The organism is Aquimarina sp. MAR_2010_214 (assembly GCF_002846555.1).
Taxonomy (GTDB): Bacteria; Bacteroidota; Bacteroidia; order Flavobacteriales; family Flavobacteriaceae; genus Aquimarina.
The window spans coordinates 2462374-2478932 of record NZ_PJMS01000001.1; the positions used below are offsets into that span (position 1 = coordinate 2462374).

Sequence of the window (16559 nt, forward strand, 5' to 3'; positions counted from 1 at the left end):
TTTATTTTTTTAAAATTGTAATTTTAAGTTGAAACCAAAATCTCTAGTTGTTGGTAATGATCCAGTAGAATATCCTTGCAAATTACCAGAACCTAAACCTCCTTCAGGATCTTCATGAGGAATATTTTTGTCAATAATCCAAAGATTAGAACCAATTACACTAAAAGAGACATCATTTAAGAAGGTACGGTCAATTATTTTTTTAGGAAAAGTATATGTTAGGGAAACTTCTCGTAATTTTATATAACTAGCATCATAAACGAAAGCTGAGTCAGGAAAACCTCCATCAGATCCAAAAAGAGTATATTCATCTCCTGCAAGTCTTGTGGTATTTGGAGAGCCATCGGCAGTAACACCCGGATTGATAAAACCTCCACCGTCTGCTAAACTATTTCTTACTGGGTTTCCAAGATCATTTGTAAAAGCAGTTTCGGCATATAAACCAGTACCTAAACCATAATATTGATCCAAAGAGAATATATCCCCTCCTTTTTGAATGTCAATTAAAAAGCTAAAAGCAATATTTTTATAATTAAATTTATTGGAAATACCCATCAACCATTCTGGGTTTGTATCACCAATCACATTATTAGAAGCAGCAGTTTTTTCATAGTAACCATCTGCACCAACAATTCTCTGACCATTTAAATAGGTGTAATCTGTACCATAAATAACTCCATAAGGTTGTCCTATAGTAGCATTTATTGTTATACCTCCTTGAAAATCACCTAATTGAAGATTTTCGATACCATCTTCTAAGGAAATTACTTTATTTTCATTTTTAGACCAGTTTACATTTACGTCCCAGGAAAAATTTTGGGTCTGCACGGGAGTTCCGTTTACAGATAACTCAATCCCTTTGTTTTCAATTTCTCCAGCATTTAAGATTTTTGAAGTGTATCCCGTACCTCTACTAACTGGTACTCCAAAAATTTGATCTATAGAGTTGTTTATGTAATATGCGATATCAAACCCAAATCTACTTTTTAAAAGCTTCATTTCTAAACCAAGTTCTGTACTTGTTGTTCTTTCAGGTTTTAAATTTGGATTCTTTTTTACATCACCTACCGAAGTGCTAGCACTTCCAATAGGAGTATTTACATCCTTAACATCATATAAAAAGTCAAAAGGAGCACTGTTACCCACTTCTGCATAATTAGCTCTTATCTTACCAAAAGATATAATGTCTGTATCTAAAAGATTAGAAAAAACAAAACTACCTGCAACAGATGGGTAATAGAATGTGCTACTATCTTTTGGTAAAGTTGAAGAATGATCTCTTCTTATTGTACCATCCAAAAATAACATGTTTTTATACCCTAAAGATACACTAGCATACAGACCATCAACTCCAATTTTTTCATCTCTTTCAACAGGTAAAGGAAGCGGTCCTGCACTGTTCTGTAAAGAATATAGTCTAGGGACACTTAACCCACCACTGGTAGATGCATAAATAGATTGAAAATGATTTCTTCTAATGTTGGTTCCTAGAGTTCCTTTAACGTTGAATTCTTCACTTAGGTTTTTGTTAAAGTTAAACATTAAATCATAATTAGTCTCTGTATTTCGAATATCTCTTCTTCCATAGCCAGAATCGACATTACCTCTACTAACTCCAAAACGAGTAGGAACACTACCATTTGCTCTTCTTTCTTCTTGTAACTCAGAATATGTATCAGTAGCAACTCTACCTGTAATGTTAAACCAATCAGTTACTTTGTAATTTAAAGAAACATTACCTAAGAAACGATTTCTCGTATCGGTTTGGTAGTTTTCATATCGTTTCCAATATGGATTATCCCAATAAATAGGAGCAGAACCTGCATTAGCCGAGGCAGGGTTCCAAGTTACATTTCTTCTTGTAGCAAAATAGATGTCTTCTTGTTGTTTTAGGTCAACATTGGTCTGCCACCATTGTTTAAACATACTTGTGATATTATCACCATATCCTGTAGAGTTACGACCTAAACCATCTGTCTTGATGTAATTAGCGTACCCTGTAGCAGTTAGTTTATCATTAAGTTTAAAACTTCCGCTCATAGAAAAATTATGCTTCTTGATAGAACTGTTTGGCATTATCCCAGTTTGATCAAACTTAGTATAATTTAACCTATAAGAACCTTGATCATTCCCTTTGTCAAATGATAAAGAGTTTGTAATAGTAATTGGAGTTTCGTAAAAGGTAATAGGGCCATTCTTTGCATTTACCCAAGGAGTAGCTATTCTATAGTTAGGCGAATCAGGATCTAAAGCATCCCATTGATATACCAATAAACTGGGATCAAATGGAGATCCATAAGAGGCATCATGGCTATATCTAACTGTTCTATCATCTGCTGTACCATCACCTAGAATGTCTCGTTGATAAAAACCTGAGCTATAACCTGCTCCATATTGAGTTTGATATTTTGCAAATGTACTTTTGTCGATAGACCCGAATGTCATTCCAGAACTAACCGTAATACCTAATCCTTTAGATTTCCCTCCTTTTTTGGTAGTAATCATAATTACTCCATTTGCAGCTCTAGATCCATAAAGAGCAGATGCAGCCGCACCTTTTAGAATATTTATAGATTCTATATCTTCAGGATTAATATCTGATGCAGCATTTCCATAATCATAATATCCTCCTCGAGCATTTGCCTGACCTACAGAATTACTATTTGTATTATTGATAGGAACCCCATCAACAACAAATAAAGCCTGGTTACTTCCGGTTAAAGAAGCATTACCTCTAATAACTACATTGGTAGATCCTCCTAAATTGTTATTTCTTTTAATTTGAAGACCTGAAGCCTTACCAGAAAGAGAATTTACAAAATTCGCAGTTTTTACTCTGTTCAAATCTTCTCCATCAACTTCTTGTGTAGCATACCCTAGAGATTTTTTATCTCTAGAAATACCAAGGGCTGTAACTACTATTTCTTCTAATTGAGAAGCAGTAACTTCTAGCTGCACATTAATAGTTCTTTGGGCACCAATGATAATCTCTTGATCTGCAAAACCAAGATAGCTGAATACAAGAGTATTCCCTTCAGATGCTTGTAGTGAGTACATTCCGTCAAAATCTGTTTGGACTCCACTATTGCTGCCCTTTACTATGATATTTACACCAGGTAGTGGCATACCACTATCGTCTGTGACCTTACCTGTTATAGGGCTTTCTTGCGCAATAGAAAATTGCGTAACTAATACCGTTAAAAGTATTAGCATGTTTTTTGTTAATAATTTCATTATTGCATGTTAATTTTTGTTAGTAGGCAAGGTTATTAAGAAAATTTTCAGAAAAATAAGGATAATGATTTTTTAACAAAAAATTAACAATAAAATTGTAAGGGTAACTAGGAAAAGCGACTAATTGTCATTTTTTATGACATGAAGAAATTTCAATTTGTTTTATATCTTATAATTTTTAGAACGATGAATATCGAATAATATGATTTAATATCCAATGTTTTTTTATAATATTATTGATGAATTAAAATTCATTGAGTTGTTTTATTATCCATAGCTGTGTTCGGTGTATTTGGATAGTCTTTTGATTCTAATTTTATTTTGTATACATTCATCCATATTAAATAAGAAATGAGGTAGGGTAAATGAATTTGTAAACGTTATAAATATGTCCAGAACAGTTTTATTTTGAATAAATTAAGTACATATTGCAAAGGTTTTATGCTTACATTGGTAATGTTTGTGTATTCTTGTGTAAATGATGATTCTTTTTTTCCTGATAACATAGATGCTAAGATTACATCAACTACAACAATAGTATCTATCCTTAATGATATAAAAACCAGAAATTCGGTGATAAATGAAGAAGATCTGTGTTTTGCTTTTAAATATCCATTAATGTTTGGTTATAATACAGATTCGACTATACGAATTGATAATTTTCAAGGGTTACTTGGAGTGATTTCTGGACAAAGCTCAAATTTCAATATAACTGGGTTGCAATTCCCTATTCAGATCGTATTTAAAGGAACTGATAAAGCGTTTCTTGTAGAAAATGAAAGTTCTTTTATTAATGTGCTTAGAGAGTGTGAGATAAAAACATTCAGAGATATCTTTAATCATTTATATAGGCAATGTTTTAAGTTTGAATATCCTATTACATTAAGTGATAAAGAAGATATAGAAATTAAAATTGATAGTAAGGATGATTTTAATCGTTTTCTTACCAATCAAGGAGCTAATTATCAACCAGATTTTAAATTTCCAATATCAATATTAGTTGCTCCTGATTTTAAAGCAACACAGATATCAACCTATTATGAGTTTTATGAAATCATAAATAATTGTGTTGGTTGTCCCGATATACGATTTGAAATCCAGCATTTACAAGATAATAAGTATAAGTTTATTCCCGATATCGAGATTATGGAAGGATATCAATTATTTTTTAAAATCAATGGAGAGGTAATTGCTGATCAAGTTATTGATGGAAACCCATTTATAAGGCAATTTACTCCCGGGACATATGAAACTTGTATAAAAGTAGTTACTCCTAACTGCCTTAACGGGACGATTACTTGCAAAGAAATTGTGGTAGAACCTATTTGTCCTGAGATTACATTTACTAATGAACAAGTTTCTGGTACAAATACATACAAGTTTAGTCCCTCGGTTACAGGAGAGAGTAATGATGTAACTATACGTTGGTATGTTAATGATGTTTTTATTGAAAACTCATTATTAAGTGCAGGGATAGTAGAGTTTGATTTGGATCAAGGTACAAATTCTGTCTGTGCACAAGTAATTACTGCAAATTGCCCAAATGGGGAACAGTTCTGTGATGAGGTAGTTGTTCCTTAGCTGTTTTTGAAAAAAAAAGAGTTACCTTAGTACTAGTTTTTTGATTAATATTTCACCTAATTCGTCATTGAGATTGTCTATTATTTTTTGTTTGCCATAACTAAGTTCTTCTCTTAATACAGATGATGTGAGTTCAATATACGCAGTTTCTCTGTCAAGTTTAACATTTCGAGTATACTTTGTAATTGCAGGCCCCATTATTTTTTCCCAAACATCACGTACAGCAACCTTGTTCAATCCTTTTTGTAAATTATTATCAGAAACAAAGCTTTTTAAAACTTCTTCCATACTCTGATTTTCTTGGTGACGTTTTGCCATTATAATTGTAGCTTTTGATATCGTTGATAAAAGTAAACATTTCCCGTTTCATTCTTGAAAACTATCTCGTTTTCTTTTGCAGAAATAATGGTTTCTTTCCATGTTGCTAACGAGTTTTTATAATATAGTCTTACGCTATCATTTTCAATAATTATAGTAAATATTTCCTGATTATTGGTAGTTTTAAAGCCTCCATCCAGTTGAGGCCGTACCTTTTTACGTATTCCTATTGAATCTTTAATTTCAAAAAAGTCAATATCCTGACTGAACGAATATTCTTTTTTACTCCCATCAGATAAAATAACCTTTTTAATTTCCCAATATCCATCTAAATATTGAATGTGCTCTTTTGGATTAGTCCTTGTGCAGGAAGTAACACATAGAAGCACTATATAAAGTAAAACTCGTTGCATATTTTATTAGAGTATTTGTTAATCAGGAGAAATTTTTGATGATCTCTATTTTTCTAATTCGTTGTTTTTCAATTTAATAATTTTGTATGATTGCGATATTTTTTTCACCACACTTTCTGTTCGATCCGCATGGGTATCACTAATGAATAATTGTCCAAAATTTTGATCATCTACCAATTTTATAATATGTTCTACACGTTTTTCGTCAAGTTTGTCAAAAATGTCATCGAGTAGAAGTATAGGGTTCACTTTACTTTGTTTTTTAATGAAATCGAATTGAGCTAATTTTAAAGCAATAAGAAACGATTTTTGTTGTCCCTGACTTCCAAATTTTTTAATAGGATACCCTTCAATCTCAAAAGACAAATCATCTTTATGAACTCCCACACTGGTATATTGTAACATTCTGTCTCTAGAAAGACTCTGTTCTAAAAGAGTTAGTAAATTAGTTTCGGATAGCTTACTTTGATAAGAAAGAGTAACACTTTCTTTTCCAGAACTAATTGCTTGATATCTGCTTTCAAAAATAGGAATAAAAACTTCTAGAAATGCTGCTCTTTTTTCATAGATAATACTACCGTACTCATGCATTTGCTGGTTGTACACCTCTAGTGTAGTAGGATCAAAAGTATTATTGGCAGTAAAGTATTTTAATAGAGAATTACGCTGTGATACAATTTTAGAGTATTTTAATAATGTTTTTAGATACGATTGGTCACTTTGGGAGATTACACCATCTATAAATTTGCGACGAGTATCACTACCTTCTGTAATTAGATCTCTGTCTGCGGGAGAAATAATTACCAAAGGTAAAAAACCAATATGCTCGCTAAAAGTATCATATATTTTTGCGTTGCGCTTGATTACTTTTTTCTGCCCTCTTTTTGCACTTATAATAACTTTTTCATCACGATCTTCTTTTGTGTAAAGACCATCAATAACAAAAAAATCGGCATTATGCTTAATGTTTTGACTAGTAATTGGATTGAAATAGCTTTTACCAAATGACAAATGATAAATAGCATCCAGAATATTGGTTTTTCCGACCCCATTATTTCCAACAAGACAGTTTATCCTATCGTCAAATTCAAAATTGATGGACTCAAAATTTTTATAATTAAGTAAAGAAAGAGATTTTAAAATCATAAAATATTGATCATCAAGGAGTGCCGACTTTAATAGAATTCTTAGTTAACTGACGCAAATTATTGAAAAATAATAAATAGTTGTGCTTTTAATTGTGAATAAATATTTTATTTTTGCCGTTCATTAAAGAAAATTTATGGCAACTTATAAGAAACGTGGACACAAACCAAAAAACAAAGCTGAAGAAGTTGAGCAAATAGAAGATAATTCAACAACTGCTGAGGTATTTAACACCTTAGATGAAGGAGCTTCTAAAACTGAAGAATGGGTTGCAGCTAACCAAAAATACATACTAGGTGCTGTCGGAATGATAGCTGTTGTAATATTAGGATACCTTGGATTTCAGAAATTTATCCAGGAACCGAAAGAAGAAGAGGCAGCTAATGAAATGTTTACTGCACAACAGTATTTTGATAATGCTGTTAATGGTAACTCTAAACTTAGTGATTCGTTATATACTTTAGCTCTTAATGGAGGAGAAGGGAAGTATGGTTTTTTAGGGATTATAGAGAATTATGGTAGTACTGATGCTGCTAACCTATCAAACTACTATGCTGGATTTTCTTACTTAAATATGAAAAAATATCAAGAAGCAATTAATTATCTTGATAGCTTTAAAAGTGATGATGATATATTAGGGCCTTTAGCTCTTGGTGGTATTGGGGATGCATTTTCTCAACTTGATCAAACAGAAGAAGCATTAGGGTATTACGAAAAAGCGGCTAAAGCAAAAATTAATGACTTTACTACTCCGAAATTTTTGTTAAAAGCAGCAATTACTGCAATATCTCTTGATAAACCAGAAGTTGCAATTCCATATTTAGAACGAATTAAAGAAGAATTTCCTAAAAGTGTAGAAGCTAATCAAGCAGATGTTCATCTAGGTAAAGCACAAGCAATGAAGTAATAGTTTTGTGGTTTCGGTTTTCAGTTCTTTGCTGAAACTTAAAACCCAAAACATGAAATTAATATGGCTACAGAAAATAAAAATTTATCACAATACGATAAAACAACAATCCCAAATGCGAAAAATTTTCGATTTGGGATTGTTGTTTCAGAATGGAATGAAGAAATTACTGAAGGGTTATTTCAAGGTGCATTTGATGCATTTATAGATTGTGGAGCAGTAAAAGAAAATATAGTACGGTGGAATGTACCCGGAAGTTTCGAATTGATATATGGATGTAAGAAAATGCAGGAATCTTTTGATATGCTTGATGCTATTATCGCTGTAGGATCTGTTATTCAAGGGGAAACCAAACATTTTGACTTTGTTTGTGATGGAGTTACACAAGGAATCAAGGATTTAAATATTGCTAGTGATATTCCTGTAATCTTTTGTGTGCTAACTGATAATACACGACAACAATCTATTGATCGTTCTGGAGGTAAGCATGGTAATAAAGGAACGGAAGCAGCAATTGCAGCGATCAAAATGGCACAATTGCGTAAAGATGCGACCTTTTATAAGTAAGAATTCTTGGACTAAAATCTAAGCGGCATAATCTTTGTTATTTATATTTTGATGTTATTGTAATGCTAAAAGCTTTACATTACAATGCTTTTTAAGTATATTTGGATAATCAAAAAGATAGAAACAGATTGTGAAGTTAAATATCCCGAAAAGAAGGAAAAATCGAAGATTCAATTACACACCTCGATACTATGAAGGTAAAAGTGGTGGTAATATCTATAATTTTGAGAACAAGATTACCAAATACAGGGATGCTACGAATGATGTAGATTTTGGTTCACACTGGGCAGAAGCTCGTGCATCGAGTCGTAATCGAGGTAATCGTGAAATTAATAGAAAGGTTATTTATATTGCATTAATCCTGATCTTCATCTTTTTGTATATAATTGATTTTGATTTATCCATATTTACTGCACGACGATAGATGTCTGATATCATTCAACTATTACCAGATCACGTAGCTAATCAAATTGCTGCCGGAGAGGTGGTTCAACGACCAGCTTCAGTAGTGAAAGAACTATTAGAGAACGCAATTGATGCTCAGGCTACACATATAAAATTGATCATAAAAGAGGCTGGAAAAACTCTTATTCAAGTTATTGATAATGGATCAGGAATGAGTATTACCGATGCCAGACTGAGTTTTGAGCGCCATGCTACTTCAAAAATAAAAACTGCAGAAGATCTTTTTCAATTAGACACCAAGGGTTTCAGAGGAGAAGCTTTGGCTTCTATTGCGGCAATCGCCCATGTAGAGCTAAAAACGAAACAAGAAGAAGATGAGGTAGGTACAGAGATTACTATTGAAGGTAGTGAAGTGATTTCTCAAGAAGTATGCGTAACTCCAAAAGGAACCTCTATAAGTGTCAAAAACTTATTTTATAATATTCCCGCAAGGCGAAATTTCTTAAAATCAAATGCAGTAGAACTACGTCATATTATTGATGAATTTCATCGGGTGACTATGGCGCATCATTCTATTAAATTTGATATGTACCATAACGGTAGTGAAGTTTTTAATCTGCCTATTACAAATTGTCGTCAACGTATAGTAAATATTTTTGGAGGGAAAACCAATGAAAAACTCGTTCCTGTAGAAGAGGAAACAGACTTGGTTACTATTAGTGGATTTGTAGGAAAACCAGAATACGCCAAGCGTACACGGGGTGAGCAGTTTTTCTTTGTTAATAATAGGTTCATTAAGAGTGCTTATTTAAATCATGCTGTTAATGCTGCATATGAAGGTTTACTAAAGGATAAAGCACATCCTAGCTATTTTGTATACCTTACTGTAGACCCTAAATCAATAGATATTAATATTCATCCTACTAAGACCGAAATTAAATTTGAAGATGAGCATGCGTTGTATGCCATGCTAAGGGCTTCAATAAAACATAGTTTAGGACAATTTAATGTAGCACCTGTATTAGATTTTAATAGAGACGCTTCGATGGATACACCTTATGAATATAAAAGTAAAACTGCGCAGACGCCCACTATAGAGGTAGATCGTAATTTTAATCCATTTAAAGAAGAAAAAATATCAGGAGGTGGTGGTAGTTCGTTTTCCAGCAAAAGTCATACACCGTTTAAAAAAGAATCTGCAGGAGACTGGGAGAATTTGTATGTAGGGTTAGAATCTGAAATGATAACTAATAAGCCTACTGAAAATGATTTTTCCTCCGTAGAATTTGAAAGCGCAGAAGTTACAGGGTCATTGTTTGAGACCGATGAGAAAAAAGTTGGACATCATACAACCTATCAACTTAGAAGAAAGTATATCGTTACCACAATTAAAAGCGGAATGGTGATTGTTCACCAAAACAGAGCACATCAAAGAATAGTATACGAAGAGTTATTGCGTAATATTACGATGGCAAGTGCTGTAAGTCAGCAATTGTTGTTTCCGCTAACACTTTCTTTTACTAAAAAAGAAATCGAACTTCTTACTACTGTAAAAGAACAGCTCGAAAATACAGGGTTTGTTTTTGGAGAGTTATCCCCCGGAGAAGTTGAAATTAAAGGAATACCATCGGTTACTTCAGAAAAAGAAGTTGCACAACTTTTAGAACAACTAATTAGTGATCTCGAAAGTGAGGTGCCGGATAGTGGGTTTTCTCAGACAGACCTGCTAGCCAGATCTATTTCAAAAAGTATTGCAGTACGTACAGGAGTAGAATTGGCTTCAGAACAACAACAGTATATGGTAAATAGCCTTTTTGCATGTACTGAGCCTACAATAACACCAGATAATAAGCCGACTTTCATCACGTTAACAGTAGATGAAATCGATAAGAAATTTTGATACATAAATGGGGAGAATTACAGATACAGTAAAAGGGTTATTAATTATCAATATCATTTTTTTTGTTGGATCATTATCTTTAGGAAACAACGCATTTGAATGGTTTGCACTTTGGTTTCCGAAAAATGATAATTTCCAGATATGGCAAATTGTTTCTCATATGTTTATGCATGCAGATGCAGGACATATCTTTTTTAATATGTTTGCCTTATATATGTTTGGAAGCCATCTGGAAGGTTCTATTGGTCAGAAAAAATTCCTTTTCATTTACTTTTTTTCAGGCCTTGGTGCAGTAGGGTTTCAAATTTTATTTTCTTATTTTCAGTTTAGTCCAGGATATCAAGCATATTTAGATGCAGGTTTTTCTCCTTCGGAAATTAACACATTTATACAAAATACTGTTACCTCTGGTCAATATAAAGTATATCCTAATATCCCACAAGATGTTACCGAAAACATGATAGGTGCTTATGTAACACCAATGGTAGGAGCTTCGGGTGCGATTTTTGGGGTATTAGCAGCATTTGCCGTACTATATCCAAATCTACCTCTATATATAATTTTTATTCCTATTCCTATTAAGGCAAAATATTTGATAGGTGGTTATTTTTTATTAGATCTTTATGGAGGAATAACGGGGCAAGCAATTTTGGGGCCTTCTAATGTCGCTCATTGGGCGCATATAGGTGGTGCTGTAATTGGGTTTATTACCATGTGGTATTGGAAAAAGAATTCATTCAACGATAAACGGTGGTATTAATAAATGACAACTAATAATCTATCATATCAGTTTAAAACAGCTAATGTAATCATTAAGCTTATTGTTATTAATGTAGCTTTATTTTTATTCGCTACACTAGGATCTTGGATTTTTAAAACAAACTCTGGTGCTTTGATGGAGTGGTTTGTTTTACCTGTTGATCCAGAATCGTTGATTATACAACCCTGGAGTATTCTCACCTATAGTTTTTTACATTTTGATTTTTGGCATATTTTCTGGAATATGCTGGTGTTATACTGGTTTGGACAATATGTTTTAAACTTATTTACCGAAAAAAGATTTCTAACAATTTACTTATTAGGTGCTATCTGCGGAGGATTATTATTTGTGCTGGCCTATAATCTATTTCCGGTTTTAAATGGCTCATTAGCATATTTAATTGGAGCCTCGGCGGCAGTTCGTGCCATTATGATTTTTATTGCTGCATATACCCCAAATTCTGAAGTGCGAATCTTTGTGTTTAATATCAAATTATGGCAGATAGGAGTGTTTGTAGTGCTTTCTGATCTTATCCAAATTCCTACATCTGGTAATGCTGGTGGACTGATAGCTCATTTGGGTGGAGCGCTTTTTGGTTATATGTATGCGATTCAACTTAAAAAAGGAAATGATATCGGTTCCTGGTTCGAAAAACTTATGGGTGGATTAAGTACGATGTTTAGTCCTAAAAAGAAAAGTCCGTTAAAGACCGTTCATAAATCAAAAACTCATAAAAGAACCTCTAAAAAAACAGCAACTTCTTCGGTTAAAACACCTAATCAGAAACAAATTGATGCTATTTTGGATAAAATTAGTAAAAGTGGATATGATAGCTTAACCAAGGAAGAGAAAGATTTTTTGTTTAAAGCAGGGAAAGAGTAGTTATGAGGAAAGTAATTAGCAAGATCGTCTTTTTGATGAACGCTATGGCAGCTTCTGCCTTGTTACTGTCCTATTTACTACCTTATGTTTCTCCAAAAACGTTTCCGTTATTGTCTGTGTTAAGTTTAGCAGTACCAATTCTAATTGTCATTAATGTGTTGTTCTTGTTATTTTGGGCAGTACAACTCAATAAAAAGGGAATACTTTCTCTGGTTGTACTAATTCTAGGAATTTCTCACGTGTCTTCATTGTATAAGCTAAGAGGAAAATCAGCCGATGAGGTTGAGGGTGGTATTTCATTGATGAGTTATAACGTACATAGCTTTAATCGGTTTTTATGGATAGCCTCAGAAACTATTCCTCAGGATATTTCAAAACTGGTGAAAGATCAAAACCCAGATGTCTTTTGTGCTCAGGAATATTATAACAACCCAGATATCGATTTTAGTCAATATTCAAATAAGTACGAGTATTTTAATCATAACAGTAGAGAATTGGCATTGGTTATCTTTTCGAAATATCCATTTATAAACAAAGGATCTTTAAATTTTGAAAATACAGCTAACAATGTGATTTTTGCTGATGTAGTATTTCCTAAGGATACTATAAGAGTGTATAATATTCATTTACAATCCCATAGAATTAGTTCTGAAACAAATAATTTGGCTAAAGCAGATTCTCAGAAGCTATTAAAACGTATCGGAGTATCATTTAAAAAACAACAAGCTCAGACAGAACAGCTTATAAAGCATATGAAATCTTCTCCGTACAGAAACATTGTGATGGGAGATTTTAATAATACAGCATATTCATATGTGTATGATAAAATTAAATCAGAAAATCTTCAGGACACTTTTAAGAAGGCAGGAAAAGGATTTGGTAAAACTTTTAAATTTGAATTGTTTCCGGCTAGAATTGATTTTATTTTAGTGCCCGAAGAGTTTGAAGTACAAGGGTTTCAAAGTTTTGGTCTTGAACTTTCAGATCATTATCCAATACTATCAAAAATAAAGTTTTAGCTTAGAAATCGTAAGTGTCTGATGTTACAACCCATCTATACTGATAGCGTTAGTTTCCATTTTTGCTTCCCAATCCTTAAAGAAAATGGCATGTTTATTTTTCATCATTAACCTCATTTTTTCTTTTACGTTTTGTTGTATTTGTAAAGGCAATGCATAGAATTTTTTACTGATTTTGGTTAACCTTCCATCATAATCACTATTTTGATGTCTAATTGTTATTCTCCTTTTGTTATGATAGATAATAATCTTTACCCTACCGTCTGTATACCCGTCTTGACCCATAGTGCCATAAACCAATATAAGATCTGCTAAACCATCATTGTCTATATCGGATAAACTTGAGTATTTATTCCAGAATCCAATCGATGTTTCCCAATCTTTGTCTATGTCATCTTTAATGGAAGATTTTTTTTTGAACTGCTTGTCTCTATAAGACAAATTAAGTGCTTTTATCTGATCGTATAAAGTGTCATTTTTTTCATCTGTTTCTTTAAAACGTTCTGATAATAACAAATAATATTCTCCTGACTGGTCTTTGTAAGAATATGCTTGGTAAATAGGATCCTCAATATCGAAGCGCCTTTTGGTTCTTTTAGTAAAAGTTGATAAGATTTCTTTATTTGAAAGTTTACGAGCTATTTTTGGATCGAATGAAATAGAATCAAACCTTTTGAGCTCTACTTTGATAGTGGTATCTTCTTTTGTTACTTGCTGCTCAGCATTGTTATTGGAATCTTTTGTTTGTTTCCCACAAGAAAATAAGGGAATAATTATGATAAAAAGTAGAAATTTGTTCATAGAAAAAAATAGATTAAAAGCAGTTTATTAGTACCAGTTTTATTCTAAATGTAATCAATATTTTCTAAAATAGAATGTATAAGCTGTTTTTACATCATCCAACAATCAATTTGATCGGTAAGGATGTGCCATAGCAGAGCTAAGCCTATAATTCTCATTTTAGGGAAAAATAACATAATTCCATATGCTGTAATAGCGTAATAACTGTGTAAAGGATGAAATCCAATACTACATCGATTTGAATCAAAAATAGAAGGGTAAGCCAAAAGGTGATCTAGATCGATTAGCATAGCTCCTATAAAAATAATATAGACTTTTTTCCATTGTTTCGGAAAAAAAAGAAATACTATTAACAAAGGGATTATAAAATGAAAACCGTAATGTAAGATCGGTCGGATCATAGAAAAACAGATTGATTCTCGAGATACGTTAATGCATTGGTACCTTCATTAAATATCAAATCTAAAATAGAAAGGTTAGGTATAAAACCTTGCTTGTCTTCAAAAACCTGAATGTAAGATTGAAGATTATGTTGTTTTTCTTTTCTCGCATTAATCAAATTCCTTAGATCGGTTACTTCTATAGGATCCTTAACATATGTACTTGTTTTAGAAAAAGAAACGTCTAATTGTAAGCAATCGATAATCACTTCTCGGCATTGATGATTGAAATCCATAAGAAACTCTTTTGGTTTCTCAAATAAATGAACAAGTTCATCCTCATAATATTCAAAAAAAGGAGAGGTCCTATAGGCTGATTCCAGTGATTTCCAATGTTGTATTTGCCACTTAAAATCATTTTCTATACGAATATCTCTATATAGCTGTCTTTTTTCTTTTTGATTGTGTTTGATAGGGATCGTTAATAGAAGTTTTCCGTTAGCTCCATAAATGTATGCACGATTACGATACGTTTGTTTTTGATAATTATCTTCATTTTCAAAAACAACCTTGTTAGATTGAACAATAGCAGCATAATGTGCTATTGGTCCAAAATAAGCAGGATGGAGTAGGGTAGTTTTCAATTTTATGGTACTGAGTATTAAGCTCCTTTTTTCCTTTTACGATATTGATTATAGATAATCCAGCCAGCTAAAAGAATCAGGAAATATTTAAAATAGGATACAGGTTGTCCACTTCCTCCAACGGTAGTGAACATACGCTCCCATCGTATTTTGTTAAAAAGTCCTTTTGCATTAGAATCCCAACTAAACCATACAAAAACAGGTTTCCCTACAATATGATTGGCAGGAACGTAGCCCCAAACCCGGCTATCTTCACTGTTGTGACGATTGTCACCCATCATCCAGTAATAATCTTGTTTAAAAGTATAACTCTCTATATGTTTACCATTAAGAAGTACTTGTGTGCCATTTACAGATAGTGTATTATCAATTCCCATTTCAGAACCTTCATAGACTTCTATAATTCTTCTGTAAAGAGAGAAGCTTTTGAGATCCATTTTCACTGTTTTACCAGCTTCAGGAATATAAATTGCACCAAAATTATCAGAATTCCAGTTTACTTTACCATTATTAGGAAAGATTTTAGGGTCTTTTAGGCCTTTTGGAGTTATATTTCGTTGTATGCTTGTTACGTTTTGATGATTTTTAAATCGAGAAGCAGCATCCTCGGTCATACCATGAGCACTAAATTGTGAATTGTTATATCCAAACTCATTCTGCTTTATTTTGTAACGGTTGTATAGGTTTTGAAGATTGAAACTACTACCTTTTGTAGTTCCAGAGTATGAAAACTGTAATTGAGCCCGTTCTGGTAATTTAGTTTGTTTCCCGTTAATATAAACGAAACCATCTACTACTGCCAGAGAGTCTCCGGGAGTACCAACACAGCGTTTTACATAATTCGACTTTTTATCTATAGGCTTATAATGATATTTGCCATCGCTATATTGCTGAAAAGCATTTACAGTATCTATTGGCCAGCTAAATACTACAATATCATTACGTTTGATTTTTTGAAAACCGGGTAATCTAAAATATGGATATTGTGGTTTGTTAGTATATGACTTTGTTCGTACCAACGGAATTGTATCATGAACCATAGGAAAAGATACTGCTGTCATGGGAGTACGAGCACCATAATGAAACTTGCTAACAAATAAGAAATCCCCGACCAGTAATGTTCTTTCTAAAGAACCGGTAGGGATAGTGTAGGGCTGCATGAAATAGGTATGCACTATAGTTGCAGCAACAATCGCAAATAGAATTGAACTAACCCATTCTCCTGTAGCAGTTCTTGGTTTTAGATCTCGATCTTCTATATAAGTTACATCGAGCATGTAATTAACATAAAAGATATAGAATCCAAGAGTAACAATAACCAGAATGGTATCGGTTGTAGAGTTTTTTCCAAAACTTCGTATCGTTTCTACCCAAATAACCGGTAACATAATGACATTAATAACTGGGATAAATAGTAGTATTACCCACCACCATGGCCGATTTATAATTTTCATTAAAACTACAGCATTATAGACTGGAATAATAGCCTCCCATGCTTTTCTACCTGCTTTAGTATATAATTTCCAGGTTCCCAGAAAATGAATAACCTGTAGTATCAGGAAAAAAATAAGCCATTCTGTAAGTATCATCTTTTAATATATT

16 protein-coding genes are annotated in these 16559 nt (G+C 32.7%); 8 read left to right on the forward strand and 8 right to left on the reverse strand.

Features of this window, described 5'->3' with window-relative positions; all coding sequences use genetic code 11:
• Positions 1-9: 9 nt before the first annotated feature.
• Positions 10-3213 (reverse strand): SusC/RagA family TonB-linked outer membrane protein, encoded by a 3204-nt coding sequence (locus ATE84_RS10490; RefSeq protein WP_233195782.1) that lies wholly within the window; start codon positions 3211-3213, stop codon positions 10-12.
• A 429-nt stretch (positions 3214-3642) separates the two neighbouring features.
• Here ATE84_RS10490 and ATE84_RS10495 point away from each other — a divergent pair, with 429 nt between their 5' ends.
• Complete coding sequence (locus ATE84_RS10495; protein WP_101447909.1) at positions 3643-4815, forward strand: hypothetical protein; 1173 nt, start codon at positions 3643-3645, stop codon at positions 4813-4815.
• A 21-nt stretch (positions 4816-4836) separates the two neighbouring features.
• Here the strand turns inward: ATE84_RS10495 and ATE84_RS10500 are convergent, their stop codons facing one another.
• Genes ATE84_RS10500 through ATE84_RS10510 form a run of 3 tightly spaced genes read right to left on the reverse strand, consistent with a single transcriptional unit; the run spans position 4837 to position 6692 of the window.
• Positions 4837-5133 (reverse strand): DUF721 domain-containing protein, encoded by a 297-nt coding sequence (locus ATE84_RS10500; RefSeq protein ID WP_101447910.1) that lies wholly within the window; start codon positions 5131-5133, stop codon positions 4837-4839.
• On the reverse strand, positions 5133-5546 hold the full coding sequence (locus ATE84_RS10505) for a hypothetical protein (protein ID WP_101447911.1): 414 nt from the start codon (positions 5544-5546) through the stop codon (positions 5133-5135). Before ATE84_RS10505 ends, ATE84_RS10500 begins: the two co-directional genes overlap by 1 nt.
• A gap of 45 nt (positions 5547-5591) precedes the next feature.
• Entirely contained in the window at positions 5592-6692 is a 1101-nt protein-coding gene (locus tag ATE84_RS10510) for a DNA replication/repair protein RecF (RefSeq protein ID WP_101447912.1), read from the reverse strand.
• Positions 6693-6828: 136 nt separating this feature from the next.
• Between ATE84_RS10510 and ATE84_RS10515 the strand changes: the two genes are divergently transcribed.
• The 7 genes from ATE84_RS10515 to ATE84_RS10545 all read left to right on the forward strand — a co-directional run bounded on the left by ATE84_RS10515 (position 6829) and on the right by ATE84_RS10545 (position 13132).
• Positions 6829-7599 carry a tol-pal system YbgF family protein gene (locus tag ATE84_RS10515; protein ID WP_101447913.1) on the forward strand — a complete coding sequence of 257 codons (771 nt, stop codon included), beginning with the start codon at positions 6829-6831 and terminating at the stop codon, positions 7597-7599.
• A gap of 63 nt (positions 7600-7662) precedes the next feature.
• Positions 7663-8166 carry a 6,7-dimethyl-8-ribityllumazine synthase gene (gene ribH, locus ATE84_RS10520; RefSeq protein ID WP_101447914.1) on the forward strand — a complete coding sequence of 168 codons (504 nt, stop codon included), beginning with the start codon at positions 7663-7665 and terminating at the stop codon, positions 8164-8166.
• Between the two features lie 130 nt (positions 8167-8296).
• Positions 8297-8590 carry a hypothetical protein gene (locus tag ATE84_RS10525; protein ID WP_199176871.1) on the forward strand — a complete coding sequence of 98 codons (294 nt, stop codon included), beginning with the start codon at positions 8297-8299 and terminating at the stop codon, positions 8588-8590.
• Positions 8591-10471 carry a DNA mismatch repair endonuclease MutL gene (gene mutL / locus ATE84_RS10530; protein ID WP_101447916.1) on the forward strand — a complete coding sequence of 627 codons (1881 nt, stop codon included), beginning with the start codon at positions 8591-8593 and terminating at the stop codon, positions 10469-10471. It abuts the gene before it with no gap.
• 7 nt (positions 10472-10478) lie between these two features.
• The gene (locus ATE84_RS10535; RefSeq protein ID WP_101447917.1) at positions 10479-11231 is read left to right on the forward strand and encodes a rhomboid family intramembrane serine protease; all 753 of its coding nucleotides are present in this window, start codon (positions 10479-10481) and stop codon (positions 11229-11231) included.
• A gap of 3 nt (positions 11232-11234) precedes the next feature.
• Entirely contained in the window at positions 11235-12113 is an 879-nt protein-coding gene (locus ATE84_RS10540; protein ID WP_101447918.1) for a rhomboid family intramembrane serine protease, read from the forward strand.
• Positions 12114-12115: 2 nt separating this feature from the next.
• A complete protein-coding gene (locus ATE84_RS10545) occupies positions 12116-13132 on the forward strand; it encodes an endonuclease/exonuclease/phosphatase family protein (protein ID WP_101447919.1) in 1017 nt (338 codons plus the stop codon).
• Positions 13133-13156: 24 nt separating this feature from the next.
• Here ATE84_RS10545 and ATE84_RS10550 read toward each other — a convergent pair whose 3' ends face one another.
• The 4 genes from ATE84_RS10550 to lepB form a co-directional block, all read right to left on the reverse strand.
• Positions 13157-13933, reverse strand: a complete 777-nt coding sequence (locus tag ATE84_RS10550) for a M949_RS01915 family surface polysaccharide biosynthesis protein (protein ID WP_101447920.1) — start codon at positions 13931-13933, stop codon at positions 13157-13159.
• An 89-nt stretch (positions 13934-14022) separates the two neighbouring features.
• Positions 14023-14334, reverse strand: a complete 312-nt coding sequence (locus tag ATE84_RS10555) for a DUF6122 family protein (protein ID WP_101447921.1) — start codon at positions 14332-14334, stop codon at positions 14023-14025.
• Positions 14331-14957, reverse strand: a complete 627-nt coding sequence (locus ATE84_RS10560) for a WbqC family protein (RefSeq protein ID WP_101447922.1) — start codon at positions 14955-14957, stop codon at positions 14331-14333. Before ATE84_RS10560 ends, ATE84_RS10555 begins: the two co-directional genes overlap by 4 nt.
• 17 nt (positions 14958-14974) lie before the next feature.
• Complete coding sequence (gene lepB, locus ATE84_RS10565) at positions 14975-16546, reverse strand: signal peptidase I (protein ID WP_101447923.1); 1572 nt, start codon at positions 16544-16546, stop codon at positions 14975-14977.
• Positions 16547-16559 lie beyond the last annotated feature (13 nt).

Bases quoted from the DNA above. Each gene is read 5' to 3' on its own strand.
- mutL (WP_101447916.1), top strand. From the start codon at position 8,591: ATGTCTGATATCATTCAACTATTACCAGATCACGTAGCTAATCAAATT.
- ATE84_RS10510 (WP_101447912.1), bottom strand. From the start codon at position 6,692: ATGATTTTAAAATCTCTTTCTTTACTTAATTATAAAAATTTTGAGTCC.
- ATE84_RS10540 (WP_101447918.1), top strand. From the start codon at position 11,235: ATGACAACTAATAATCTATCATATCAGTTTAAAACAGCTAATGTAATC.
- ATE84_RS10515 (WP_101447913.1), top strand. From the start codon at position 6,829: ATGGCAACTTATAAGAAACGTGGACACAAACCAAAAAACAAAGCTGAA.
- lepB (WP_101447923.1), bottom strand. From the start codon at position 16,546: ATGATACTTACAGAATGGCTTATTTTTTTCCTGATACTACAGGTTATT.
- ATE84_RS10555 (WP_101447921.1), bottom strand. From the start codon at position 14,334: ATGATCCGACCGATCTTACATTACGGTTTTCATTTTATAATCCCTTTG.
- ATE84_RS10545 (WP_101447919.1), top strand. From the start codon at position 12,116: ATGAGGAAAGTAATTAGCAAGATCGTCTTTTTGATGAACGCTATGGCA.
- ATE84_RS10550 (WP_101447920.1), bottom strand. From the start codon at position 13,933: ATGAACAAATTTCTACTTTTTATCATAATTATTCCCTTATTTTCTTGT.
- ATE84_RS10505 (WP_101447911.1), bottom strand. From the start codon at position 5,546: ATGCAACGAGTTTTACTTTATATAGTGCTTCTATGTGTTACTTCCTGC.
- ATE84_RS10500 (WP_101447910.1), bottom strand. From the start codon at position 5,133: ATGGCAAAACGTCACCAAGAAAATCAGAGTATGGAAGAAGTTTTAAAA.
- ATE84_RS10490 (WP_233195782.1), bottom strand. From the start codon at position 3,213: ATGCTAATACTTTTAACGGTATTAGTTACGCAATTTTCTATTGCGCAA.
- ATE84_RS10535 (WP_101447917.1), top strand. From the start codon at position 10,479: ATGGGGAGAATTACAGATACAGTAAAAGGGTTATTAATTATCAATATC.
- ribH (WP_101447914.1), top strand. From the start codon at position 7,663: ATGGCTACAGAAAATAAAAATTTATCACAATACGATAAAACAACAATC.